The following is a 24,557-nucleotide window of genomic DNA, read 5'->3' on the forward strand; positions in this document are numbered from 1 at the left end:
GATCACTGACTGATTAGGTGAGGCTAACCTAAATCATTACCGCGGTGGGGATGGGGAGGGTGAGGAGAATGCGGGACGTCGGCGGGCCGGAGCATGCCCGAGGGAACGTTTTGAGCCAGGGATCGCACGGATCCCAGGGGGTACAAGGGACACAGGGGGCACGGGCGGTGAGTGGGGCCAGCGGGGCGCACGGGGCAGACGAGCCCTACGGGACGTATCGCGACGCCTGGGGCATCCCGCATCTCCGCGCCGCCGATGTCCGCGCTCTCGCCCACGCCCAGGGCCGGGTCACCGCCCTCGACCGCGCCTGGCAGCTGGAGGTCGAACGCCACCGCGTCCAGGGCACCTCGGCCGCCTTCCTCGGCGCCGGCTCCCTCGGCTGGGACCTGTTCGCGAGACGGGCCCGGCTCGCCGACACGGCCCGAAGATGCTTCGCCCGGCTGGAGAGAACGGATCCGGAGACCGCCGACTGGGTCCGGGCGTACGTCAAGGGCGTGAACGCCGGGCTGGCCGAGGGCGGGCGGCGCGCGCCCGAGTTCGAGCGCACCGGGCTCGCGCCCGGGCGCTGGGAGGTCTGGCACCCGCTCGGTGTGTGGCTCGCCACGCACATCCTGTTCGCCGGGTTCCCCGCCAAGCTCTGGCGGGAGGAGGCCGTACGGCATCTCGGTGCCGACGCGGTCGGGATCTTCGCCACCGACGGGCCCGCCACCTCCGGCAGCAACGGGTGGCTCGTCGACGGCTCCCGCACGGCCACCGGACAGGCCGTCATCGCCGGGGATCCGCACCGGTTCATCGAGGAACCCGGCGTCTACCAGCAGATCCGCCTCTCCTGCCCCGAGTTCGACGTCGTCGGCCTCGCCGTTCCCGGCCTGCCCGGCATCGCCCACTTCGGCCACACCGGCGACGTGGCCTGGGCCATCACCAATGCCATGGCCGACTACCAGGACCTGTACCGGGAGCGGCTCCGGCGCGCGGACGGGGGTAGGGACGGACGTGGGGGCGGGGATGGTGATGAGGGCGGTGTGGAGGCCCTCGATCCCGACGGGGTGTGGCGGCCCGTCCACCGGCATGTGGAGGTCGTCGAGGTCGCGGGCGGGGAGCCCGTGGAGGTGGAGGTGATCGAGACCGCCCGGGGGCCGGTCGTCGTGGGCGGCCCGGATCCCGGTGCCCCCGATGATGTCCGTGCCCCCGGTCGTCCCCGTCCGGCGGACGACCCGCGTGCCCCCGACGCGGTCGGCCCCCTCAGCCTCCGCTGTCCCCCGCGTGTCACCGGGGACCTCGGGCTGAGCGCGCTGCTTCCCCTCCTCCGGGCGCGGGAGGTCGCCGATGTGGACCGGGCGTTCGACGCGTGGGCCGAGCCGGTGAACGTCGTGCAGGCGGCGGACACACGGGGCGGGGTGCTGCACCGGGTGGCGGGGCGGGTGCCGCTGCGGAGCCGGGACAACCGGACCCGCCTGGTCGCGGCCTGGGAGCCGGGGCACGAGTGGCAGGGGTGGCACGAGATGCCGTACGGGACGGTCGAGGACGGTGTGGCGGTGATGGCCAACCAGCGAGGGCCGGCGACCCCGTTGGGCGTGGAGTTCGCGCCGCCGCACCGAGCCGACCGCATCCGCGCGATGCTGGACGAGAAGCGGGTGTGGTCCGCCGCGGAGATGCCCGCGCTCCACATGGATACCCATCTGTCCTCCGCCGGGCCCCTGTTGGACCGTCTGGCCACTCTCGACGGGGCCGCCCACGGCACGCTGACCAGCGAGAACGGGCCCGTGCCGGCCGTGGGGCTCACCCCGGCCGCGGCCGCGCTCCGTGACCGGCTCCTGCGCTGGGACCGGCGGATGGAGGCCGACAGTGTCGACGCGGGTGCGTACGCGGCGCTGCGCGGAGCGGTCGTACGGCGGCTCGCGGCGGAGCCCGCGTTCGCGGCGCTGGCGGTGCCGCCGGCGTACCCCGAGGTCTTCCGGCCGTGGCTGTCGCTCACCGTCAGGATCGGGTTCGCGCTCGAACATCTGCTCAGGTCCGAGGAGTTGTACGGGATCGACCGGGACGCGCTGGTGCGGCAGGCGCTGGAGGAGGTCGCGGGCGCGAGGACCGGGCGCTGGGGCGACAGCCACCGGCTCGTGCCGTGGCGCGCGCTCCCGGACGACGGCCCGGACGGCGGCCCGGACGGCGGCCCGGACGGCGGCCCGGATGCTCCCGACGGGCCGGGGCTCGCCGGGGATCACGACTGTGTCCTGTGCACCAGTGCCGTCCCCGGCATCACCGACCTCAGCGCGCGCGGCCCCGCCGCCCGCTACGTCTGGGACCTGGCCCGGCGTGAGGACAGCCTCTGGGTGGTGCCCTTCGGGGCGTCCGGCGTGAGCGGTTCGGCCCACCACCGTGACCAGTTCCCCCTGTGGCTCAGGGGAGAGCTCGTCCCGGTCGTCACCGACTGGGACCGCCTCACCCGGGAGGACGGGGACGACTCGGCACCGGACGGACGAGAACAGTGATGAACGGGACAGCGAGGAGAAGCACGATGAGCGTCGAAACGTACGGCGACCGGGTGGCCGTGCACGAACAGATGGTCGACGGGTTCGGGACCGTGCGGCTCCTGCCGCTGGACGCGAAGGCCGATGCCGGGGTGGTGCATGGCTGGGTGAGTGAGCCGAGGGCCGAGTTCTGGGGCATGAACGGGCTCACCGAGGAGCAGGTCCGGGAGGTGTACGAGGGGATGGAGGCGTTCGACACCCACCACGCCTACCTCGCGGTGCACGACGGCGAGCCGGTAGGGCTGCTGCAGACGTACGAGCCGGAGGCCGACCGGGTCGGTGAGTGCTACGAGGTCGAGCCCGGGGACATCGGCGTCCATGTGCTGCTGGCGCCGGCCGGGGACGGCGGAGGGCGGCCGGGGTGGTCGTCCTCGGTGCTGGCGGTCTTCGCGTCGTACGTGCTGGTCGTGCTGGACCGGCCACGGGTCGTCGTCGATCCGGACGAGCGGAACGAGCGGGCGATCGCGCGGTTCGCCCGGCAGGGGTTCGAGGGCGGGCCGGTCGTCGTCCTGCCCGAGGTCGACCTGCCGGAGGTGTATCTGCCCGAGAAGCGGGCGCGGCTGGCGTTCCTGCGGAGGGAGAGCGTGCTCGGGGGGTAGGCCCGGGGGCCCAGGGGAGTTGGCCCGGGGGTGGTAGGCCCAGGGGTGGTTGGCCCGTTGGGCAGGTGGCCCCGAGGACGGCTGGCCCCGAGCGGTGTTCTCGGCCGGTGGGCCGGAGCGGTGTTCTCGGCCGGTGGGGAGGCCGGCGGGCGTAGCCTCGGTCGGATGACTCCCGAAGACCTCATCGCGCACTACGAGTTGCAGCCCATCCCGCGTGAGGGCGGCCGTTTCCGGCAGACGTGGGCGGGGCCCGAGCGGGACGACGGGCGGCCGGAGGGGACCGCGATCGTCGCCCTGCTCACCACCGAACCCGGCGACTACTCCGCGCTGCACCGGCTGCCCGGCGACGAGATCTGGCACTACCACCTCGGTGACCCGCTCCGGATGCTGCTCCTAGCCCCGGACGGCTCCTCGCGGGTCGTCGTCCTCGGGCCCCGGGTGCTCGACGGGCAGCACGTGCAGTACGTCGTGCCCGCGGGGACCTGGATGGGGGCGAGGGTCCTGGACGGCGGCGGTGACGGTGACGGCGGTGACGGCGACGGCGAGGGCTGGACGTTGTTCGGGTGCACGATGGCGCCGGGCTTCACCTTCGAGGGGTACGAGCACGGCGACGCGGCGGAGCTGGCGCTGCTGTACCCGGACCGGGCCGCCGAGATCGGGGAGCTGGGGCGGGCGTAGGTTGAGGGCGGCCGGCGGCCCGAGCACGGGCCGGGCCGGTGCGGACCGCGTTGAACGCGGCGTTCGTGGCATCCGTACCTGTTCGAGGAGTCCGACAGCCGGCGACCGTGGATCCGGAGCACTACGTGGACCGACGCAGGTACAGCGACCCAGTCGAGGACGGGGTCGGCAACAGCGGCAGGGGCGGAGACCGGTCCGTGGACCGGAGAGGCGGCCTGAGCCGTAGGGTTCGACGCCTCGTGCTGCTGGGCACCGCTCTGATCCTGTTCCTCCTCGCAGGCGCGGGCAACGCGTCCGCGCACGCCGCCCTCAAGGGGAGCGATCCCGTCGACGGCAGCGTCCTCGACGCCGCCCCCAAGGACATCACCCTCCGCTTCACCGAGTCCGTGAGCCTCCTGCAGGACTCCATCCGCGTCGTCGACCCGGAGAACCGGGCGGTCGACACGGGCAAGCCGGGGCGCGCGGGCGGCCGGTCGGACACGGCCAGCGTCACCCTGCCCACCGGCCTCGACGACGGCACGTACACGATCGCGTGGCGGGTGGTCTCGGCCGACAGCCACCCCATCTCGGGTGCCCTCCTCTTCTCGATCGGCGAGCCCTCCGCGACCACCCCGGTTCTCCCCGCGGACCTCACCGAGGACCCGCTCACCTCCTCCCTCTACGACATCACCCGCTACTTCGCGTACGGCGCCCTCGCCCTGCTCATCGGCGTGACCTTCTTCCTCGCGGTCGTGCTCGGGGGCCCCGGCGAGGCGCTGCGCAAGCTGCTTCCGGCCGGCTGGCTGGCACTGCTGCTCGCCTCGGCGGTCCTGCTGCTGCTCCGCGGACCGTACGAGCGGGGCACCGGTGTCGAGGCCGCCCTCGACCTCTCCGTGCTGCGCGAGACGCTGGTGAGCCGGCCGGGCCTCGCCCTGCTGGCCCGGCTGGCGCTGCTCGCGGCGGCGGCCCTCCTGCTCGTCCGCGTACGCCGGCAGGGGGACGTGTGGGGCAGGGGCGCGCTGGTCACCGGTGCGCTGCTGTCCGTGGGCCTCGCCGGGACCTGGGCGGCCGCCGAGCACGCCTCCGCCGGTATCCAGGTGCCGGTCGCGATGACCTCCTCGGTGCTGCACCTGCTCGCCATGGCCGTCTGGCTGGGCGGACTGACCGCGCTGCTCACGGTGTTGTACCGGGAGCCCGAGACGCTGTCGGCCGCTGTGGTCAACCGTTTCTCCAGGCTCGCCTTCGTCTCGGTGACCGTCCTCGTCGTCACCGGCGTCTACCAGTCCTGGCGCGGCCTCGGTTCCTGGTCCGCCTTCACCTCCACGGCGTACGGGGAGGTCCTGGTCGCCAAGCTGGTCGCCGTGCTGCTCCTGCTGGTCGCGGCGGCGTTCTCCCGGCGTTGGACGGGGCGGCTGGGGGATGCCCCGGCGAAGGCTCCTGAGCCGGTGAAGGCCGGGGGGTCGGTGAGTACCGGGGGGCCGGTGAGTACCGAGGAGCCGGTGAACGCCGGGGAGTCGGTGCAGGCCGTCGATCGGGCCGGGGCCACCGACGAGGTCACCGAGCGGGCGGCCGTGGCGGTGGCGGCACGCGTGTCCGAGCGCGTCGGGGCCGTCGGCGGCGAGGTGTCGGACAGGGGCGCCGACGCGCCCTCCGGCGGAGCCGCCGCCGACACGCCCTCCCGTGACCAGGGAGCCGATGAACGCCGCGACGGCGGTCGAAGCGACGGCGGTCGAAGCGACCGTGGAGGCCCGTCGGCCGAGGATTCCTCGGCGGCGGACGTGCCGCGTCGGCTCCTTCGGCGGTCCGTGCTCGCGGAGTTCACCGTCGCGGTCGTCGTGCTGGTGATCACGACCGTGCTGACGGGCACACTCCCGGGCCGGGCGGCGGCGGAGATCGCGCAGGAGAGCGCGAACGAGGCGGCCGGAGGGGTCACGGCCTCCTCGACGACGATCCCCTTCGACGTCGGCACCCCGAACGGGCACGGCAAGGTCCAGATCGACCTCGGCCCCGGGCGCGTCGGCAAGAACTCCGTGCAGGCCGTGGTCTTCGGCCCCGACGGCGGCATCGCCACCGTCCCCGAACTGCGGCTCACCTTCACTCTCAAGGCCCAGAAGATCGGCCCGATCGACGCGAAGATCACCGACCGTGGCGGCTACTGGGTCACCGACGAGCTCCGGCTCCCCCTGCCGGGCAAGTGGACGATGAGGCTCACGGTCCGTACGACGGAGATCGACCAGGTCACCGTGGAGAAGTCGGTACGGGTGAGCTAGCCGGGCCGGCGCCGACCGGGGTGCGGCACCCGGTCCCGTACGGCGGGTGGCCCGCGGCGCGGCTCCGGCCCGAGTGACCCGCCCTGCGGCGGGCGGCCGCTACTCGCTTCGCTCGTGCAGCGGCCCGCCGCAGAGCGACTTCGAGGGGGTGCCGTCGACGCCGACGGGCCGGTCCCCGGCGATCATCACGCGGTGCATGATGCGCGGGAAGTCCAGATGGGCGGCGTCGCCGGGGGCGAGATGGACGGTGGCCCGGTTGTCCCACAGGACCACGGAACCCGGCTCCCAGCGGAAGCGGACCGTGTACTCGGGACGCGTGATCTGCTCGACGAACATCTCCAGGAGGAGCCGGCTCTCGGCCCGGGTGACGTCGACGATGTTCTCGACGTAGTACGGGTTGACGTACAGGATCCGTTCGCCGGTCTCGGGGTGGACGCGGACCACCGGGTGGACGGACGCGACCTGGTGGTCCTGGAGATGGCGGAGGTACGGGTCGGGGCCCGAGCGGGCGAGATAGCCGACGCCCAGACGGTGTTCGGCGCGCAGCCCGTCGGCGAACCTGCGCACCGGCTCCGACAGGCCCGCGTAGGCGGTGGCGAGGTTGGCCCAGGTGGTGTCGCCGCCGTACGGGGGAACGCGTTCGGCGCGGAGCAGGGTCAGGGCGGGCGGGTCGATGCGCGCGGTGTGGTCGGCGTGCCAGCCGCGGAGGGTGGAGTGGCGGCGGCGCTCCAGCCATTCGGCCTGGTCCATCCCGTGCTTGCGGCCCAGCTCCTGACGGTCGGCCGTCGTCTCGATCTCGGGGTACGCGGCCGGTGAGACCGAGCCCCTCGCGCGCAGCCGGACCGGTTCCCCGAAGCGGCGCGCGAATGCGATCTGGCCGGCGTGGTCCACCCGCTGCCCCCGGAAGAACACGACCTTCCAGCGGAGCAGCGCGGCCCGGATACCGGCGACGATGGTGTCGTCGAGCGGGCCGGCGAGGTCCACGCCGTGGATGTCGGCGCCGATGTGCCCGGAGGCGGGGCGCACGTCCAGGCCGTCCTCCGGTCCCCCGGAGGACGTGTTCGTGTCGATGCTCATCGCTCGCTCGCCCTTCGACGCAGGTCGTAGGCCCGGTCTTCCCCCGGGGCCGCCCGTGCATGCGGTGCGGCCGGGAAAGTGTCCTGATCGGACGGCTGGAGAGCCGGGTGCGGTGAGGCCGCCAAGTGGGTCCGCGTCCGGTGTCGTACCGCCCCTGGGCCCGCCCCGGACTGCGAAACTGCCAACGCACTGTACGCGGCAGGAAGTTGACGTCATGACCGACAAGCTCACCGTAAGCGTCCTGGGTACCGGCATCATGGGCGCCGCGATGGCCCGCAGCCTCGTCCGCGCGGGTCACACCGTACGGGCGTGGAACCGCACCCGGGAGAAGGCCGAGCCGCTCACCGCCGACGGAGCGCGGGTCGTCGACAGCCCGGCGGAGGCCGTGCGCGGGGCCGATGTGGTGCTCACGATCCTGTACGACGGGCCCGCGGCCCGGGACGTGATGCGTGAGGCGGCGCCCGCGCTGAGCCCCGGCACGGCCTGGGTCCAGTCCACGACCGCAGGGGTGGAGGGCGTCGCCGAACTGGCCGCGCTGGCCGGTGAGCTAGGGCTGGTGTTCTACGACGCCCCGGTCCTCGGCACCCGGCAGCCCGCGGAGGCCGGGCAGCTGACGGTGCTGGCCGCGGGCCCGGTCGAAGGGCGGGCGACGGTGACCCCTGTCTTCGACGCCGTGGGCGCCCGTACCGTCTGGACCGGCGAGGACGGTGCGGCGGGCACCGCGACCCGGCTCAAGCTGGTGACGAACAGCTGGGTGCTCGCCGCGACCAACGCGGCCGGGGAGGTGCTGGCCCTGTCCCAGGCCCTCGGCGTCGATCCGCGGTCCTTCTTCGAGATCATCGAGGGCGGCCCGCTCGACATGGGCTATCTGCACGCCAAGTCCGCGCTCGTCCTCGACGACCGCCTCTCCCCGCCGTCCTTCGCCGTCTCGACCGCCGCGAAGGACGCCCGTCTGATCGTCGAGGCCGGCCGACGACACGGCGTACGCCTCGACATCGCCGCCGCCGGTGCCGCCCGCCTCACCCGCGCCGCAGCCCAGGGGCACGCCGACGAGGACATGGCGGCCGCGTACTTCGCCAGCTTCGACGAAGGGGAAGCGGAAGGGGAAGGGGAGGGGGGAGGGGGAGAGCGAAAGGAAAGGTGAGCGTGAGACGGAAGGTGAGAGTGAGGGGGCAGGGGAGAACCAGAGCCAGGCGTACGGGCCGGTGAGGGAGGTCACCCCCGCCCGAGGATCGCGGCGGCCGTCTCCACGCCCTCGCGGGTGCCGATCACGATGAGCGTGTCCCCGCCGGCCAGCCGGAAGTCCGGTGCCGGCGACGGGATCGCCTCGGCCCGGCGCAGTACGGTCACGACGGACGCGCCCGTCTCCGTCCGCATCCGGGTGTCGCCCAGCACGCGCCCGTTCCAGTGGGACGCCGAGGCCAGCTCGATCCGTTCCGCGACCAGCCCCAGCTCCGTGGTGGACAGCAGATTGGGGCTGTGGTGGTCCGGCATCAGCGCGTCGATGAGGGCGGTCGCCTCCCCCGGCGACAGCCGCATCGACAGCGCGCACGCGTCCGGATCGTCCTGCCGGTAGGCGCTCAGCGTCCGGGCCCCGTCCCTGTGGGCGACCACCGAGATCCGCCGCTGCTCCCTGGTCGTGAGGTCGTGGCGAACCCCGGTCCCCGGCAACGGCGTACTGCTGAGTCGCGGAGCACCCACGGCCGGCCCCTGTCTGATTCGGGTATGTCATCGGACAACCGTCGGTGCCACCCTGACGAGACCCGGAAATCCGGCGGCCGACTCCGGGACCGGCTCCCCGGTGGAACAATCCCCCTTCGACCCCGGACCGCCCCCGGCGCGGCTCCGGGGGCTGACCGAAAGGATTCCCGCCATGATCGTCACGGGTGCCCCCACAACCCATGCGGCGGCCGCCCGCCGGCCCCGCGCGTCGGGCGCCCCGGTGACCGGCGGAACGATCGCGGACGGCCCCACGACCTGCGGCGCGGGCCTTCTCACGCCCTACGCCGAGGAGATACCCATTCTCTTCGGACACTCCAGAGACTCCAGAGATTCCGGAGCCCCTGGAACCGCTGGAGCCCGCGGCGCCTTCGGAGCCTCCGGCACCTTCGGAGTACGCGCCCCCAGGACCTCGGGAGCGTGCCCGTGATCCAGTGGGTGTCCCTGGGGACCGGCCCCCGCCCCGTCCCCCAGCCCGTGGCGACCCCGCTCGTGTGGGCCACGGCCTTCGCGGGCGCGATGGCGCTGGTGGCGCTCCTCAACACGCTGGTCGGCACGGACCAGCCCGGCCTGGCCCTGGCCGCGCTGTCGTTGCTCTCCGCGCTCCTGGGCGGGTACGCCCGCTTCACGGCGGCCCCCGGCACGGCCGCCCTGTGCTGGCTGTTCCTCAACGGGTTCGCCATCCCGCCCGCAGGTGTTCTGACCTGGACCAACCCGCGTGACACCTTCTGGCTGGTCTGTCTGCTCACCGCGGCCCTCACCGGCACCGTCCTCGCCCGCCTGCTCCAGGCCCGCGCCGCCTACCGCCGCCTGACCACGGCCCAGCCGCCCCCACCCGTGCCCGACCCCTGGGACCGGCCCCCGGCCCGCTGAACGGGCTTGGCATGAAGTTGAGTGAGCGCGTGCAGCAAGCTGACACGAATCGCTGTCCTGCCTGCGGTTTTCCGTTGGCAGAGTGGGAGTCACCGCGGGGGCACGACCGGCCCGGAACGCGCGGGGGACAACAAACGGGGGTACGTCGTGAGGTTCAAGGGACGCACAGGGTTCGCTGAGGTCGCCGGGTTCACCGGTCTCGCCGGGTTCACCGGGTTCACCGGGTTCAAGAAGGCCGCGGTGGTGGCGGGTGCGGCGCTCGCGCTCGCCGTGGTGGGAGGACAGGGCTCGGCCCAGGCCCAGGCTCAGGCGCAGGTTCGGGTACAGGCGCAGGCGCAGGTTCAGAGGGTGACCGTCCTCGGGCCCGTCGTCGATCCGATCGTCGAGCGGGTCTGCGCGACCCCGCTGCCCATCCGGCTGCCGCTCTGCGGCGAGCCTGGCGCCGGCACCGACAAGCCCGTCAACGGCTGGCAGATCGAGAAGCCGAAGCAGTAACCGTACGGCCGCCGTACCGCAGGAGTACGGCAGTACGGCAGCACATAGGGGGTGCCCCCGGCGACTGATCGCCGGGGGCACCCCCTATGTGCTGCTTCGTGTGCTGCTTCCGCCTGGCGGCCTCACACCCAGCCGCGCTCCCGCGCGAGGAGCGCCGCGTGCGCCCTGCTGCTCGCGCCCAGGATGCGCAGGACGTCGGCGACGTGGCGGCGGTACGTCCGCACCGACACACCCAGCGAGCGCGCCCCCGACTCGTCCTTGCCGACGTGGCACATGGCTTCCAGGACCTGCTGCTCCATCTCCGTGAGCCCACCGTCCTCCGCGCCCGCCCCCTCGTCGATGAGCACGGTGAGATCGGTGGCCTGGTCCCAGATCTTCTCGAACAGCGCCAGGATGTTCGCGACCAGCCCCGCCTCCCGGGCGAGCAGTGCGCCGCGCCGGGTGTCGGCGGGGTCGACCGGGACGAGCGCCGTGCGGCGGTCGTAGACGAGGAGCCGTTCCGCGATGGTGTCCGCGACCCGGATCTGCGCACCGAGCGAGGTGAGGTCGCGCAGGTAGCCGACGGTCGGCGCGTGGTCCAGCGCCTCGCGCAGGACGACGTTGCGTATCCGTACCCCGCGCCGCAGACAGCGGGTGTCGAGCGGCCGGGCGTGCGCGATGTTCGCCGGGGTCAGCTCGGTGTACGGCTCGACCGAGAGGATCTCCTCGCGGGCGAAGAACGCCAGGTCGTCGATCCGGCCCCGGATCTGGCCGAGATCCTCCAGGCGCTCGATCCTCCCGGAGTCGGGCTGCTCCTTCACGCTCTGCTCGGCGCGCAGGCCGGCTATCAGGTGCCGGGACTGGGTGACCTGCTGGAGCTGCTGGTGAAGTTCACGCAGCCGCAGGTCGGTGAGCCGGTCCACGGCGGTCTCGGGATCGGCGGCGGAGATCACCTCGGGCCCGCCGTCCGCTCCGGTTCCGGTCCCTTCCGTTCCGTGCAGCAGGCCGAGTTCGGTCAGACGCTCCAGCGCTCCCGCGATCTCGTCCAACGGGACGTGCAGCAGCAGTTGGATGTCCTCGGCCGTCGTGCCGGGGTTCCGCAGAAAGTGCCGGTAGATGCCCTCTTCCGTATCGGTGAGTCCGAGTACGGACAATTCCCCCATGGTGCCTCCGTCTGATCACCGATGAGAGTACCTGCAACAAGCTGCACGGTCACTGGCAGCAAGTAGCCCTCCGGAACTGCCCGATGGGCTGCTCCGGTTTGGCATTGTTCTCTGTGTCGGAACGAACGAACGCCGACAGAAGAAAAAGAAGCACAAGAAGAAAAAGAAAAGCAGCGCATGTGATGCCGAGCGGCATCGACGAATGACGACGAGAGACGAGAAACGGGGGACAAGGGCGTGACTTCTTATTCCGTACTCCTGCCTTTTCTTCCGCGCCGGCCGGAGCAGATCCTTCCGTACGCCGGACTGGTGCACTGGAGCAACGCGAGCCGCCTCTGGCAGGGGCAGTCCGTGATGATCGAACCGCATCAGGGCTTCGTCGCGGCGGCGGGAGCGGGATTCCGCGTACCGACCGGACTCGGCGTCACGCTCATGCCGCTCCGCCACCCGTACGAGGCCGCGCTCCAGGCCCGCTCGCTGGCGATGGCCACCGGGCAGCCGGTGATCGCCGGATTCGGGCCCGGCGGCCGGCCGTTGCAGCGGTCGCTGCTCGGCGAGCCGTACCGCAGTCCGCTCACGGCGGCCCGCGAGTACCTCTCGATCGTCCGCGGCCTGCTGGCGGGGGACCGCGTCGACGTCCGGGGCGAGTACTTCAGCTGCCGGGCCGAGATGCCGCGCTACCCGGCGCCGGGTGTGGAGATCGGGCTCGGTGTGCTGCGGCCCGGCATGGCGCGGCTCGCGGGTGAGGTCGCCGATGTGGCCGTGACCTGGCTGACTCCGGCGCACTACCTGCGTGACACCGTGCTCCCGGCGATGCGCGAGGGCGCGGCCGACGCGCCGGACGGCCAGGGCGGAAAGGGAGGCCGAGCCGGCGAGGTGGGCGTGGGAGGCAAGGGGCGTAGGACCCCGAGGCTCACCACCATCGTGCCGCTCGCCCTCGCCCGGCCCGACCGCGAACCCGCCGAACTGGCGCTCGCGAGCAACGCCGCGCATCTCCAGGGCGCCCACTACATCGACATGCTGCGCCGGTCCGGCACGGATGTCGCCGGAGACGACCCGGCGGCGAACGCCAAGGCGCTCGTCGACGGCGGGGCGTTCCTCAGCGGGGACCCGGACGAACTCGTCGCGAAACTGGGCGCGTTCCGGGACGCGGGGGTGGACGAGGTCGTCCTGAATCTGACCGGTGTCTGCAATCTGTACGGCCCACAAGCGGCCCTGGACGAAACGAAGCGAATTCTGGCCGCCCTGGCCGCCTGACCGTGGGGGAAGACGAAACAATGGCTGATCTGAAAGAGCGGCTCATTCACTGGGGGACCGGTGAGTCCGGCGCCCGTGCCGGAACCGCCGCCGAAAGCGGGCCTCAATTCTCGTACGACGGCGTGGAAACCGTCGTACTGGAGAACCGGGAGCACCTCACGGCGGTGCTGCGTTCCGGAGTCGTCGGAGCGGACACGCTGGTCCTCGTGCCGGGTGCGCCCGGCGAGGAGCCGGCGGCGGACGGCCGCCGCGTCGTCGGGTACGAGGGGTCGCTGGCCGGGGCCGGCGGGGAGTTCTCCCCGGGCGCGGGCTTCTACCTCCAGATCCAGGGCTACGGCATCAGCGAGTACATGTCCGTCGCCGGGCCGACGCTCGTCCGGATCGCCGACGACACGGACTTCGACGTCTTCCTCGCCGACGCCGACCGGGCCCTGCTCGACGGCACCTTCCCCGACTTCCTCACCCACCCCGCCATCCAGCTCGCCGACCTCCCCGGTCTCGGCGCCGACCGCACACCGGCCGCCGGACCCCGGCACCGGCTGTACGTCGACGCGGACGGCGCGGTCTCCACCGCGCCGGGCGGTACCCGTCTCGGCACGGCGGGCGACGGGCCCGACCTCCTCGACGCGCAGTGGCAGCGGCTCAACAGCGGCGCACGGACGACATGCGGGGTGTGCCTGGGCGCGGTCGTGGACCCCGGCCTGCGGGAGACCGCACTGGCCGCCCGGCCCTGGCTCGGGCGCTACCTGGCCGCCCTCGGCGCGATCCGCTCCCTGCGGGCCCGGGGCGTGGACGGTGACATCCGGGTCTCCGGCTTCGGCGGGCGGATCACGCAGACGCTGGCCGCCGGGGCCGACGCCGACCTGCGGGACGCGGACGCGCCGCTCCTGCTCTGGACCGACCAGGACGTGTACGTGCACGCCCCTGCCCCCGGCCGCACCTTCAGCGTGGAACGGGCGGCGGCCACGCCGGTGGAGGCGCTGCTGGCCTGCGGTTCGGCCGAGGCGGCGGCGGAGTACGCCGATCCGGACCACACCGTACGCATCGAGCGGTTCCTCGCCCGGGCCGGAGTGTGACCACCACCATGACCACCGCCCCGACGACGACCACCGCCCCGACGACAACCGCCGCGACGACCACCACCGCCCCGACGACGGCCGTTCCCGGACGGGCCGGGGAACTGCTCGCCCGGCTCGGCTCCCGTGCCGTCACCGGCGACCTCTACGCCGAAGCGGGCGCGCAGGTCTACCACGACGTGGCCGGCTGCAGCACCCACGAGGTACGGGAACTGACCGGTCTCGTACGGACCCTGCCCGGCGACGTCCTCGACCTGGCGGCCGGCTCCGGGCGGCTGACCATGCCGCTGCTCGCGCTGGGCCGACAGGTCACTGCCCTCGACCTCTCCCCGTACATGCTGCGGCTCCTGGAGGACCGGCTGGCCGCCGCGCCCGCCGCCCTGCGCGAGCGCTGCACGGTCGTCGAGGCCGACATGAGCGACTTCGCGCTCCACCGCACCTTCCCGGTGATCGTCCTCGGCACCACCTCCGTCTCGCTCCTCGACGAACGCGGCCGGACCGGTCTCTACCGGGCCGTACGCCGTCACCTGGCGCCCGGCGGACGGTTCCTCCTGTCGACCGTCGGCATGGACACGGACTCCGGCGAACCCGCCGAGGCCGAGCTGGTGGTGGAGGCCGAAGGCGGCCGCGCCTACCGGATGTACGAGCACTGGGCGGTCGGCGACAGCGCCCGCACGGTCACCGTCTTCCCCGCACTGATCCCGGACGACGACAGCCCCGTCCAGGTCACCACGACCAGCGTCGGCGTCCTGCCCGCCGCCCTCCTCGAAGCCGAGCTGGGCGCCGCCGGATTCGCCGTCCGCGCCCGGCACCCGCTGCCGGCCGTCGGCTCCCGCCACCACGACGTACTGCTCGAAACGGAGGTCACCCCATGAGTCCCGGCAACACGAGGAACGCGCTGTGGCCGTCCCTGCTGGCCCCCGCCCTGCACGGCTCGGACGCGCTCTGCGCGGTCTCCGCGCACGGGGTACGGGTCCGGTACGCAGACGGAAGTGAACTCCTCGACGCCTCCAGCGGGTTGTGGAACACCAACATCGGCTACGGCAACGAGGCCATCGCCCGGGCCGCCGCCGACGCGCTCCGCGACGCCTCGTACCTGAGCGTCTTCCGCTACGAGAACACCTACGCCCGGGCCGCGGCCGCCGCCCTCGTCGAGCTGTGCGGCACCGACACCTACGGCCGGGTCCTCTTCTCGACCTCCGGCGGCGCCGCCAACGACCTCGTCATGAAGCTCGCCCGGCACTACCACGCCCTGCGCGGCGAGGACCGCCGCAAACTCGTGGTCGGGCTGCGCGGCAGCTACCACGGTCTGACGTACGGCAGTTTCGCGCTGACCGGCGAGGACCTCGGACAGCAGGTGTACGGCGTCGATCAGCGCCTCATCCGCCACGTCGACCCCAACGACCCGGTCGGCATCCGCACCTTGATGGAACGTCAGGGCACGATGGTCGCGGCCGTCGTCGTCGAGCCGGTGCTCGGCTCGGGGGCGGTGCCGCTCACGGAGGAGTACGTCGACGAGCTGCTGCGGCTGCGCGAGGAGTACGGCTTCCTTCTGGTCGCCGACGAAGTGGCCACCGGCTTCGGCCGTACCGGCGACTTCTTCGCCTCCCAGCGCTGGTCCGCCCGGCCCGACCTCCTGGTGACCTCCAAGGGGCTCACCAACGGAACGGGTGCGGCCGCCGCCGTCATCGCCGCGCACACGGTCGCGGACGCCTTCGACGCTGCGGGCGCCATGCTGACCCACGGCGAGACGCAGGCCGGCACCCCCGTCACCTGCGCCGCCATCCTGGCCACCATCGACGAGATGCGCCGCCTGGACGCGGTCGCCCTCGGCCGGGCCCTCGGCGAACGGCTGGACACGGAGCTGTCCCGGCTGGTCGACGAGCACCCCTGGGTGACGGGCACCACCGGCGTGGGCTGTTTCCGGTCACTGCGGCTGACCACCCCGGACGGGGAACCGCTGCCGCAGGCCCGCGTACCCGAGCTGGTCGCCGCGATCCGTACGGCGGGCGCCATCGTGCACCCCGGCGTCCACGGCATCCAGCTCTTCCCCGCACTGACCTACACCGACGCGGAACTGACCGAGCTGATGGACCGCATCCGCGCCGGACTCGCCCTCTTCACCCGCGGGCCGATACCGGCGGAGGTACCGGCATGAGTCACGGCCGGGGCGGACCGACCCGGGCGCTGATCGGTCCCGACGCCCTCACGGCGTGGCTCCCCGACGGGGCGGGCCGCACGGCCGCCCTCCTCGTGGACACCGCTGTCGCGACGGCGGGGATCACGGCCCTGGTACGCGACCGCCTCGGCCGCGCCCACTGGCGGACGGCACAGACCGCCCTGACCGCCGGCCCCGGTGATCTCGCCGCGGCCGCCGCCATCGCCGAAGATCTGGCCGACGAGTCGGCCGGCGTCGGACTGGTGGTCGCCGTCGGCGGGGGATCGGTGCTCGACCTGGCGAAGATCGCGGCTCTGCTGCGGGCCAACCCGGTCGCGTACACCCGCCTCACGGTGCCCCAGCGCGGCGGCCTGATGGGCCTGCCGGGCGAGGTCACCCGTACCGTCCCGCTGCTCGCCGTACCGACCACCCTCGGCACCGGCAGCGAGCTGAGCGCGGTCGCCTGCCTGGCGTACCCGCAGGGCAAGCGGCTGATCCTCGGCGGCGTACTGCGGCCGGAGGCGGCCCTGCTCGATCCGTCGGCCACCGCCACGCTGCCCCGCGAACTGGTCGTGGAGGGCGTCCTGGAGGCACTGTTCCGGGCGGTCAGTCCGTACGCCGGTGACCACCGGGACGACCACCGCACCGAGGACCGGCTGACGGAGACGGTCGCCCGGCGGCTCGTCCAGCTGGGCTACGAGGCGGTACGGGGGGAGGAGCCGGACGACGCGCTCCGCCTCGACATCGCGAAGCTCAGCGGGCTCACGCACGGCGAATGGCTGCACCAGGGCCGCGACCCGTACGCGGTCAAGGGCTGGCTCATCGCCAACGAGATGTCGTCGGCCCTCGGCGTACGGAAGATGACCGCCGTCGCCGCACTGCTGCCGCACCTGTGGCGGGCCGTGCTCGACGGGGAGCCCCGGCTGGGCTCCGCGCCACGGTTGCGCCGGATGTGGGCCGGACTGCGCGACGCCGCGCCGCCGGACCGGGCGCGGGCCCTGCCCGAGGACCCGGCCGACGGGATCGCCGCCCTGATGGACGACTGGCGGGTGGGCCGGCGGCTCACCGCCGACGGCCCGGGACGGATCGAGGCGCTGGCCGAGCGGACGGTACGGGCCTGGGGCGCCGGGCTGCCGATGCTCGGCGGGCTCCGGGCGGAGGACGTACGCCGCCTGCTGGACGCGGCGCTCGGCACGACCACCGCGCAGATCGCGACCACCGCGACCGCCGCGACCGCGCGCACCGTGCGCACCGCGCACATCTGAGACTTCCGCTCCCGGTCCCGGGAGCGGGCGGAAAAGAGAGCGACAGCTCTCGACACCCATGAGAAAAGGGGGAGTTCCCATGCAGGAGAACTTCGAGAACGACAACTTCACCTCCGCCCTGGAGCTCGGCATGCAGGAGCTCGAGGCGATGGAGGCCCCGGGCTGGTGGACCGCCGGTGGCGTCGTCGTCGGCGCGACGGTCGTGTCGGCCGTCGGTGTCTCGACGGGCGTCGCCGTCTCGATCATCACCTGATTCACTCGAGGGCGATCGACACCGCTCGACTGCCACTCGACTTGATCCAGTCTCAACTCAACGGGAGGGAAACAGATATGAAGGACAACGTCACGCAGGAGCCGACCGGCTTCGACGCGTCGCTGGAGCTGGGCATGCAGGAGCTGGAGGCCATGGAGGCCCCGGGCTTCTGGAGCGGCTTCAAGACCGGCGTCGTGATCAGCACCGTCGCCAGCGCGGTCATCGCCACCTGATCCGGCCGATCGGCCGGCAGCGGTAGCCGAACCGCATACGGATTTCCGCGGCGGCGTCCCCGGGCCCGCAGAGGGCCCCGGGCCGCCACCGCGGAATCCGCGCTTCGCTTCCCCTTCCCTCCCCCCACCCCAGTCCCACCCCGTCCGACCAAGGAGTCCAGCATGGCCAACAGCCGAGACAAGGCAGCGGCCGAGAACAAGAACCTCGCCTTCGCCTGCGCTCTCATCCCGCTCGGCATGGCGGTCGCCACCTCGCAACTGACGGGCGGCCTGGAGATCTTCGTCATGATCGGCCTCGGTGCCGTCATGCTGAGCTGCCTGGTCCGGATCGGCGCCAACCTCCGTAAGGAACGCCGTTGAGCACCGCGAACGCGTCGAGCACCGCCGGCGCCCCCGTCGTCGCCCTGCGCGGCCTGACCAAGCGCTTCGGCGAGGTCACGGCCGTCGACGACCTGACGTACGAGGTCCGGCCCGGCCGGATCGTCGGCCTCCTCGGCCGCAACGGAGCCGGCAAGACCACCTCGCTGCGGATGCTCCTCGGCCTGTGCCGCCCGACCTCCGGCGAGGCGACCGTCTTCGGCCGCCCGTACGCCGAACTGCCCCACGCCGCCCGCCGGGTGGGCGTCAGCATGGACGCCGTAGGACCGCTGCCGGGAGCCAGCGCCCGACGCGAACTCACCATCTGGGCCCGGACCCTGGGTCTGCCCGAGCAGCGTGTCGAAGAGGTCCTCGACCTGGTCGGCCTGTCCGACGGCAACGCGGCCTCCCGCCCGGTCAAGGGCTACTCGACCGGCATGAAACAGCGCCTCGCGCTCGCCACGGCCCTGCTCCCCGACCCCGAACTCCTCGTCCTGGACGAGCCCGCCAACGGCCTCGACCCGGACGGCATCCGCTGGCTGCGCGGCCTGCTGCGCGGCCTGGCCGACGAGGGCCGGACCGTCCTGGTCTCCAGCCATCTGCTCGCCGAGGTGGAGCAGACCGTGGACGACGTAGTGATCATCCAGAGTTCGCTGCGGTACGCCGGTCCGCTCGACGCACTGGTCGGCGCGGGCGAAGGGGAACGCCTCGAAGACCGGTTCTTCGCCCTGGTCGACCCGGCGAAGGCCTCGTCGGCCCCGTCGTCCGCATCGGCCGCGTCGGCCCCGTCGGCCTCTTCGGGCACAGCAGCCGCCTCGACCGCATCGGCCGCCTCATCCGCTGTCGGAGGACAGAACCATGCGTAACCTGCTCGCCGGCGAATGGGCCAAGGCGTGGACCGGCCGCGGCTGGCTGATCCTGGCCGGGTGCGGCGTCCTGATGTCCGTGCTCGGTGCCCTCGGTTACGCCTCCCAGGGGGCCACGGCCGTCGAGGAGGGCACCCTGAGCCGGGCCGCCGTGACCGACGACATCGTCCGCTCCTGGTTCATGATGTCGCTCTTCACCTCCCTCTTCGGCGCGGTCTTCGTGTCCCGCGAGTACACCTCGGGTGCCATCGGCCGCTCCGTCCTGATGAGCGGCGGCCGTACCCGCCTGCTGGCCGCCAAGGTGCTGACCGCCACCGCCGTGGGCGCCCTCGCCGCCCTGCTCACCGCCGTGCTGTCCCTCGCCTCCGCCTGGGGTGCACTCGCGGCCAACGGGACCGAGCCCGCGTGGCACGGCGAGACCTGGCTGATCCTGCTGGGCGTCTTCGCCGTGAACACGCTCGCCGCTCCCTGGGGCGCGCTCGTCGGCTGGATCGTCCGGCACCAGGTGGGTGCCGTCGTGACCGTCGTCGCGCTGACCCTGGTCGTCGACCCGGCGGTGCAGGTGCTGGTGCCGGAGGCCGGGAAGTACCTGATGACGATCGCCCAGAGCTCCGTCTACCGGGACCAGAAGCCCGACCTGCTGTCCACGCCGCTCGCGCTGCTGGTGATCACGGGCTGGCTGGCCGCCGCCGCGCTGCTCGCCCGGAAGCTGTTCACCGCCCGCGACGTCGTCTGACGACCCCGACGGCCGTCGGCACCCGACGGCCTTCACCCCATCTCGCCCCACCTCACTTCGTCCCGCCTCACTGCGTCCCGCCTCGCCTCGCCCGCCGTCCGACGTCGCGTCAGACACCACCGCGACGTCGCCCGGCGGCATGCCCCGAGACCGGCTGACGCGGAGCCGCCGACACCGCCCGCGCCCCCCCCCGCTGCCTCGCTGCCCCGCAGTCCCCCCGTCCCGCCGTCCCGCCGTCCCGCCGTCCCGAGGAGAGAACCAGGCATGTCCAGCACACCCGCCGGTGCCGTACTACTGGCCCCCGAGCGGCTGGCCCGTCCCCGCCTCGCCCCCGACGTGGTGGTCCACGAGCCGGCCGAGCCGGGCGCGCCCTGGGTGGTGCAGCGCGGCAGCCACCAGTACTTCCGCCTCCAGGAGGACCTGGCCAACCTCGTCCGGGCCGTCGACGGCGTACGCGACCACGACGACCTGGCCGAGGCCCTGGGCGCGCCCTGGACCCAGGCCGACGTCGGCTCGGCGGTGCGGACGCTCGCCGGGGCGAAGGTGCTGGACGACGGCGTACCGAAGAAGGACCGCAGTTCCTGGTTCCGGTTCGTCCCGCCGCTCACCCTGCAGTTCACCCTCCTCAAGCCGGACCGGATGCTGGCCCGCCTCGCCCCGCTGGTGGCGGCCGCCGCGAACCGCAGGGCCGCCGTGGCCGCCTCGGCTGTCACCATCGGCGGACTGCTCGCACTCGCCTTCCGGGCGGTCGATCTCCAGGGCGCGTTGGGGCGCCCCTTCTCGCCCCTGCTCTACCTGTGCGTGATCGGCGCGGTGCTCGCCACCACCGCCGTCCACGAGATCGGCCACGGCGCGGTCCTCACGTACTACGGCGGACGGCCGACCCGGATGGGCATGATGCTCTTCTACATGTCGCCGGCCTTCTTCTGCGACGTGTCCGACGGCTGGCGGCTGCCGCGCAAGGAGCAACGGGTACGGGTCGCCCTCGCCGGCATCGCCACCCAGACCGTCATCGCCGGGGCCGCCGCCCTCGCCACCCTCTTCATGGGCGCCTCGGCGGCGCGCGACGGGATCCTCGTGTACGCCGTCGTCACCTATCTCTCCGGCGTCCTCAACCTCCTGCCGTTCGTGAAACTGGACGGCTACATCGCGCTGATGAGCCACCTCGACATCCCGCATCTGCGCGACCGGGCGATGACCGACGCCCGCAGGTGGCTGGCCCGCCTGCTGGCCGGCGGCACCGGCTACCGACGCGAACTGCCCGGTGTGCGCTGGGCGGTCCCCTTCGGCCTGCTCTGCATGACCTTCCCGCTCTACATCGTGGCCGGCGCGATCACCCTGTGGTCGGACAGTCTCCAGCGCCTGGGCGCCCTGGGCGCGCTCCTCGTGCTGTGCGGCATCGGCTACTTCCTCCACCACCTGGCGCGAGGCGTACGCCGCTTCGCCCGCGAGGCCCGTACGGCGGGCGGCCGCCCCCTGCGCCTCGGCGCGGTGCTCGCCCTCGCCGCGGCCGCCGTCGCCGTGCTCGGGCAGCTGGTCCAGATCCCGTACACCGTCAACGGTGGCTACACCACGGCCGAGGACGGCCGCCTCACGCTGCTCCTGCCGCAGTCCACCGACCGTGCGCTGATCACCTCAGGGGCCCCGGTACGCCTCTACCGCGCGGGCATCGCGACCCGCACGCAGACCGGCACCGCCACGGTCGCCGTCGACGGGGCGGACGGCACGGACGCCATGGCCCCGCTGTCGGCGCTGATCCCGGTCCGCAGCGAGGCCCTGCCGACCCCCGCACTCGGCCTGCCGCTGGAGATAGGCGACGGGCGGGACCGGGCCCCCGCCGACGGCTCGGGCGCGGCCCAGCTGGACGCGGGCAGCCGGCCGGGCTGGGAGTGGCTCTACACCAAGTACGTCGCACCGGCCTGGCGCTGGTGACCGCCGGCCGGGAAGCCGGTCGTTCGAGCAGCCGAGACGAAGAGGGAGAGGGAGACCGACGACCATGGATCTCCGGTACGTGACCTACTGCCAGGCGGGCAACGCGTTCTACGAGGACCCGGCCATCGCCGCCACGACCACCGAGCCCGCCGACGCCGTGGCGGAACCGCCCGCCGGCTGGACCCGGACCGTCAACGGCGACTGGGTGGTGCTGACCCCGCCGGGCACCGAACTCCCCGGCCAGGGCTGGAAGATCCATGTCTCGGCGACCCAGGACAACGCCGACCGCGTCCTCGACGCCGTACGCGCCTACTGCGTCCGCGAGACGCTCACCTTCAAGTACATCCGCAGCGCCGAGGTCCTGAACCGGCGCAACAGCAAGTACGGCGACCGCGGTGCGAGCGGCAAGTTCATCACCGTCTACCCGCTGGACGAGCCCCAGCTGGAGCGGGTGCTCGTCGCGCTGGACGCCGAGGTGGGCGGTGAGCCCGGCCCGTACATCCTCAGCGACCTGCGCTGGCGCTCCGGCCCGCTCTACGTCCGCTACGGCGGGTTCGTCGCCCGCCTCGGCCGGGACGCGAAGGGCGACCCGGTGCACTGCATCGAGGATCCGGACGGCCGCCTGGTCCCCGACGTACGCGGCCCCGGCTTCCGGCCGCCCGCGTGGGTGACGCTGCCGGACTGCCTCGCCGAGTCGCTGGCGGCCCGTAACGCGAGCACGATGGGCGACTTCCCGTTCCGCGCGGTCAGGGCGCTGCACTTCTCCAACGGCGGCGGCGTCTACGAGGCCCAGGACCTGCGCCAGGGCTCCGGTACCGAAGCCACCGTGCTCCTCAAGGAGGCCCGCCCGCTGGCCGGCCTCGACGAGGAGGGCGCGGACGCGGTGGCCCGGCTGGAGCGGGAGCGCTGGGCGCTGGAGCGGCTGGCGGGACTGGACTGCGTGCCGCCGCTGATCGACTACCGCAAGGGCCGCGAACACTACTTCCTGGCACGGGAGTTCGTGCCCGGAGCCTCGCTGCACACCCGCATCCACGAGTCCAACCCGCTGCTGAACCCGGACGCCGACACCTCCCCCGAGTCGTTCACGGCGTACACCTCCTGGGCCCTGTCCGTCCTCGACCAGATCGACGCGGGTGTGCGGGCCATGCACGCCCGGGGCGTGGTCTTCGGCGATCTGCACCCCAACAACGTCCTGGTCCGGCCGGACGACTCGATCGCCTTCATCGATCTGGAGACGGCGACCCCGGTCGAGGCCGCGGCCCCCCAGGCGATCGGTGCGCCCGGCTTCCGCGCCCCGGCGGGCCGCACGGGCCCGGCGGTCGACCGGTACGCCCTCGGCTGCCTGCGCCTCGCGGTGTTCCTGCCGCTGACGGTGGTGCTGGGCTGGGGCCCGGAGAAGACACGGCAACTGATCACCCTGGTGACGGAGAACTTCCCGGTACCGGCGGACTTCGCGGAGCGGGTGGAAGCGGATCTGACGGCCGAGAACCCGGCGGTCGTGAAGCCGGACGCGCACACGGGGGCCGCCGTGAGCGCGGAGCCCCCCGTCGGCGACGAAGCGGCAGTGACAGCCCCGGTCTGGCCCGGGACCCTCACCCCCGCCGCCTGGCCCTCCCTGCGCGACTCGCTCGCGGCCGGAATCCTGGCCACCGCGACCCCGGACCGCGACGACCGCCTCTTCCCCGGCGACATCGCCCAGTTCACCACCCCGGGCGGCGGTCTCACCCTCGCCCACGGCGCCGCCGGCGTCCTGTGGGCACTCGGCGGTGCCGGTACGCAGGTCCGGGCAGCGCATGTGGACTGGCTGACCGAACGCGTACGCCGCTGGGCCGAGCCCCGCCCCGGCTTCTACGACGGCCTGCACGGCATCGCGTACGCCCTCGACGCCCTGGGCCGCACCGCCGAGGCGCGCGAAGTCCTGGACCGGGCCCTCGCCCTGCCGCTGGACGACGTCGACGGCTCCCTCTTCGCCGGCCTCCCCGGCATCGGCCTCTCCCTGCTCCACTTCGGTCACCTCGACGCGGCCGAACGCCTGGCGGAACTGGTGGCGGACCGCACCCCGGGCGCCTACGCGGCCCGCCCCCGGCCGGGCCTGCTCCACGGCGCGACGGGCGCCGCGCTGTTCCTGCTGCGGCTGTACGAGGAGACGGGCGACCGGAAACTGCCGCACGTGGCGGCGGAGGCCCTGCGCCACGACCTCGCCGAATTGTCGAACGGGCCGGGCATCGGCCGGATGCCGTATCTGGCGGTGGGCGGGGCGGGAACGGCGATGGTCATCAGCGAGCTGCTCCCGCACCTGACCTCCCCCGAGCCGGACCTGACCGGCTCCCTCCCCCTCCTCCGCACCGCGCTGGCCGCGCCCTACCAGGCCCAGGCGGGCCTGTTCCAGGGCCGAGCGGGAGCCACACTGGCCCTGCGCCACCTGCACGCGCACCCGGGTACGGACCAGGAGCCGGCGCTGCGCCGCCACCTGGCCGCCTTCGGCTGGCACGCGGTCCCCCACGGGGGCCACCCCGCCTTCCTGGGCGACCAGACGCTCCGCCTGTCGACGGACCTCGCCACCGGCACGGCGGGCGTCCTGCTCGCCCTGGACGAGGCACTCGGCACGGGCAGCGGCCTGCCGTTCCTCCCGACCTCCCGCCGCCGGTCATGACGGGCGACCACGTGGTCCTGATCGAACCCCGCCCCACCGCGAGGGCCGGCGCCCCCGCCCTGGCAGCCGTACGGTTCCTGGCCCTGCTCCCCGAAGACTGGCACTACGAACCGGATTTCAGGGGCGACCACTTCACCGTCCGCCTGGCCCCCCCTCCCGGAACGGCCCCCGCCCCGAACCTCGCCCCCACCCTGAACCACATCTTCACGGACCCGTCCTTACAGGCCTGGCACTGGACCGACATCACCCCCCACACCTGAGAGACCGGCCGACCGGACCGGCCCCCGCGCGGACGCGGCCGGCGAGCACGCACGTCGAAGGGCCCCACCGCGAACGGTGGGGCCCTTCGACGTGCGTGCCCGGTGGGGCACCGGCGGAGGCCGCAGGGAGCCGTGCGAGCCTGCGCCCGGCCTT

The 24,557-nt window shown here is 73.3% G+C and carries 23 protein-coding genes; 20 read left to right on the plus strand and 3 right to left on the minus strand.

What is annotated here, in order from left to right:
• The first annotated feature begins 68 nt into the window (after positions 1–68).
• The 4 genes from ACZ6BB_RS27320 (at position 69) to ACZ6BB_RS27335 (ending at position 6,051) form a co-directional block, all read left to right on the plus strand.
• Positions 69–2,486: a penicillin acylase family protein gene (locus tag ACZ6BB_RS27320; RefSeq protein ID WP_471617790.1), complete on the plus strand. Its 2,418-nt coding sequence runs from the start codon at positions 69–71 to the stop codon at positions 2,484–2,486.
• A gap of 26 nt (positions 2,487–2,512) precedes the next feature.
• On the plus strand, positions 2,513–3,124 hold the full coding sequence (locus tag ACZ6BB_RS27325) for a GNAT family N-acetyltransferase (protein ID WP_471617791.1): 612 nt from the start codon (positions 2,513–2,515) through the stop codon (positions 3,122–3,124).
• Positions 3,125–3,289: 165 nt separating this feature from the next.
• On the plus strand, positions 3,290–3,802 hold the full coding sequence (locus ACZ6BB_RS27330; RefSeq protein WP_471617792.1) for a cupin domain-containing protein: 513 nt from the start codon (positions 3,290–3,292) through the stop codon (positions 3,800–3,802).
• Positions 3,803–3,927: 125 nt separating this feature from the next.
• Positions 3,928–6,051 (plus strand): copper resistance CopC/CopD family protein, encoded by a 2,124-nt coding sequence (locus ACZ6BB_RS27335; RefSeq protein WP_471617793.1) that lies wholly within the window; start codon positions 3,928–3,930, stop codon positions 6,049–6,051.
• A gap of 99 nt (positions 6,052–6,150) precedes the next feature.
• Here the strand turns inward: ACZ6BB_RS27335 and ACZ6BB_RS27340 are convergent, their stop codons facing one another.
• Positions 6,151–7,128: a TauD/TfdA dioxygenase family protein gene (locus tag ACZ6BB_RS27340; protein ID WP_471617794.1), complete on the minus strand. Its 978-nt coding sequence runs from the start codon at positions 7,126–7,128 to the stop codon at positions 6,151–6,153.
• Positions 7,129–7,342: 214 nt separating this feature from the next.
• Here ACZ6BB_RS27340 and ACZ6BB_RS27345 point away from each other — a divergent pair, with 214 nt between their 5' ends.
• Positions 7,343–8,272, plus strand: coding sequence for an NAD(P)-dependent oxidoreductase (locus tag ACZ6BB_RS27345; RefSeq protein WP_471617795.1), 930 nt, complete (start codon positions 7,343–7,345; stop codon positions 8,270–8,272).
• A gap of 71 nt (positions 8,273–8,343) precedes the next feature.
• Here ACZ6BB_RS27345 and ACZ6BB_RS27350 read toward each other — a convergent pair whose 3' ends face one another.
• The gene (locus tag ACZ6BB_RS27350; RefSeq protein ID WP_471617796.1) at positions 8,344–8,829 is read right to left on the minus strand and encodes a cation:proton antiporter regulatory subunit; all 486 of its coding nucleotides are present in this window, start codon (positions 8,827–8,829) and stop codon (positions 8,344–8,346) included.
• Positions 8,830–9,273: 444 nt separating this feature from the next.
• Between ACZ6BB_RS27350 and ACZ6BB_RS27355 the strand changes: the two genes are divergently transcribed.
• Together ACZ6BB_RS27355 and ACZ6BB_RS27360 are read left to right on the plus strand one after the other, a co-directional pair.
• A complete protein-coding gene (locus ACZ6BB_RS27355; protein ID WP_471617875.1) occupies positions 9,274–9,720 on the plus strand; it encodes a hypothetical protein in 447 nt (148 codons plus the stop codon).
• 147 nt (positions 9,721–9,867) lie between these two features.
• The gene (locus tag ACZ6BB_RS27360; protein ID WP_471617797.1) at positions 9,868–10,215 is read left to right on the plus strand and encodes a hypothetical protein; all 348 of its coding nucleotides are present in this window, start codon (positions 9,868–9,870) and stop codon (positions 10,213–10,215) included.
• A gap of 122 nt (positions 10,216–10,337) precedes the next feature.
• Here ACZ6BB_RS27360 and ACZ6BB_RS27365 read toward each other — a convergent pair whose 3' ends face one another.
• Positions 10,338–11,357: a helix-turn-helix transcriptional regulator gene (locus tag ACZ6BB_RS27365; RefSeq protein WP_471617798.1), complete on the minus strand. Its 1,020-nt coding sequence runs from the start codon at positions 11,355–11,357 to the stop codon at positions 10,338–10,340.
• A 237-nt stretch (positions 11,358–11,594) separates the two neighbouring features.
• On the opposite strand from ACZ6BB_RS27365, the gene ACZ6BB_RS27370 reads away from it, so the two are divergent.
• The 13 genes from ACZ6BB_RS27370 (at position 11,595) to ACZ6BB_RS27430 (ending at position 24,403) form a co-directional block, all read left to right on the plus strand.
• On the plus strand, positions 11,595–12,614 hold the full coding sequence (locus ACZ6BB_RS27370) for an LLM class flavin-dependent oxidoreductase (protein ID WP_471617799.1): 1,020 nt from the start codon (positions 11,595–11,597) through the stop codon (positions 12,612–12,614).
• 20 nt (positions 12,615–12,634) lie between these two features.
• Positions 12,635–13,690 carry a daptide biosynthesis RiPP recognition protein gene (gene mpaB / locus ACZ6BB_RS27375; protein WP_471617800.1) on the plus strand — a complete coding sequence of 352 codons (1,056 nt, stop codon included), beginning with the start codon at positions 12,635–12,637 and terminating at the stop codon, positions 13,688–13,690.
• Between the two features lie 8 nt (positions 13,691–13,698).
• On the plus strand, positions 13,699–14,565 hold the full coding sequence (gene mpaM / locus ACZ6BB_RS27380) for a daptide-type RiPP biosynthesis methyltransferase (RefSeq protein WP_471617801.1): 867 nt from the start codon (positions 13,699–13,701) through the stop codon (positions 14,563–14,565).
• Entirely contained in the window at positions 14,562–15,848 is a 1,287-nt protein-coding gene (gene mpaD / locus ACZ6BB_RS27385) for a daptide-type RiPP biosynthesis aminotransferase (RefSeq protein WP_471617802.1), read from the plus strand. Before mpaM ends, mpaD begins: the two co-directional genes overlap by 4 nt.
• A complete protein-coding gene (mpaC, locus tag ACZ6BB_RS27390; protein WP_471617803.1) occupies positions 15,845–17,113 on the plus strand; it encodes a daptide-type RiPP biosynthesis dehydogenase in 1,269 nt (422 codons plus the stop codon). The genes mpaD and mpaC overlap by 4 nt, the downstream gene beginning before the upstream one ends.
• Positions 17,114–17,192: 79 nt before the next feature.
• Positions 17,193–17,366, plus strand: a complete 174-nt coding sequence (locus ACZ6BB_RS27395) for a daptide-type RiPP (RefSeq protein WP_383890348.1) — start codon at positions 17,193–17,195, stop codon at positions 17,364–17,366.
• Between the two features lie 77 nt (positions 17,367–17,443).
• On the plus strand, positions 17,444–17,599 hold the full coding sequence (locus tag ACZ6BB_RS27400) for a daptide-type RiPP (protein ID WP_005482722.1): 156 nt from the start codon (positions 17,444–17,446) through the stop codon (positions 17,597–17,599).
• Between the two features lie 162 nt (positions 17,600–17,761).
• The gene (locus ACZ6BB_RS27405; RefSeq protein ID WP_471617804.1) at positions 17,762–17,959 is read left to right on the plus strand and encodes a hypothetical protein; all 198 of its coding nucleotides are present in this window, start codon (positions 17,762–17,764) and stop codon (positions 17,957–17,959) included.
• Positions 17,956–18,822, plus strand: a complete 867-nt coding sequence (locus ACZ6BB_RS27410; protein WP_471617805.1) for an ABC transporter ATP-binding protein — start codon at positions 17,956–17,958, stop codon at positions 18,820–18,822. The genes ACZ6BB_RS27405 and ACZ6BB_RS27410 overlap by 4 nt, the downstream gene beginning before the upstream one ends.
• Positions 18,815–19,558: an ABC transporter permease gene (locus tag ACZ6BB_RS27415; protein ID WP_471617806.1), complete on the plus strand. Its 744-nt coding sequence runs from the start codon at positions 18,815–18,817 to the stop codon at positions 19,556–19,558. Before ACZ6BB_RS27410 ends, ACZ6BB_RS27415 begins: the two co-directional genes overlap by 8 nt.
• Before the next feature lie 264 nt (positions 19,559–19,822).
• On the plus strand, positions 19,823–21,490 hold the full coding sequence (mpaP, locus tag ACZ6BB_RS27420; protein WP_471617807.1) for a daptide biosynthesis intramembrane metalloprotease: 1,668 nt from the start codon (positions 19,823–19,825) through the stop codon (positions 21,488–21,490).
• A gap of 64 nt (positions 21,491–21,554) precedes the next feature.
• Complete coding sequence (gene lanKC / locus ACZ6BB_RS27425; RefSeq protein WP_471617808.1) at positions 21,555–24,143, plus strand: class III lanthionine synthetase LanKC; 2,589 nt, start codon at positions 21,555–21,557, stop codon at positions 24,141–24,143.
• Positions 24,140–24,403 carry a hypothetical protein gene (locus tag ACZ6BB_RS27430; RefSeq protein ID WP_471617809.1) on the plus strand — a complete coding sequence of 88 codons (264 nt, stop codon included), beginning with the start codon at positions 24,140–24,142 and terminating at the stop codon, positions 24,401–24,403. Before lanKC ends, ACZ6BB_RS27430 begins: the two co-directional genes overlap by 4 nt.
• The last annotated feature ends 154 nt before the right edge of the window (positions 24,404–24,557 follow it).

The organism is Streptomyces sp. NPDC041108 (assembly GCF_055592645.1).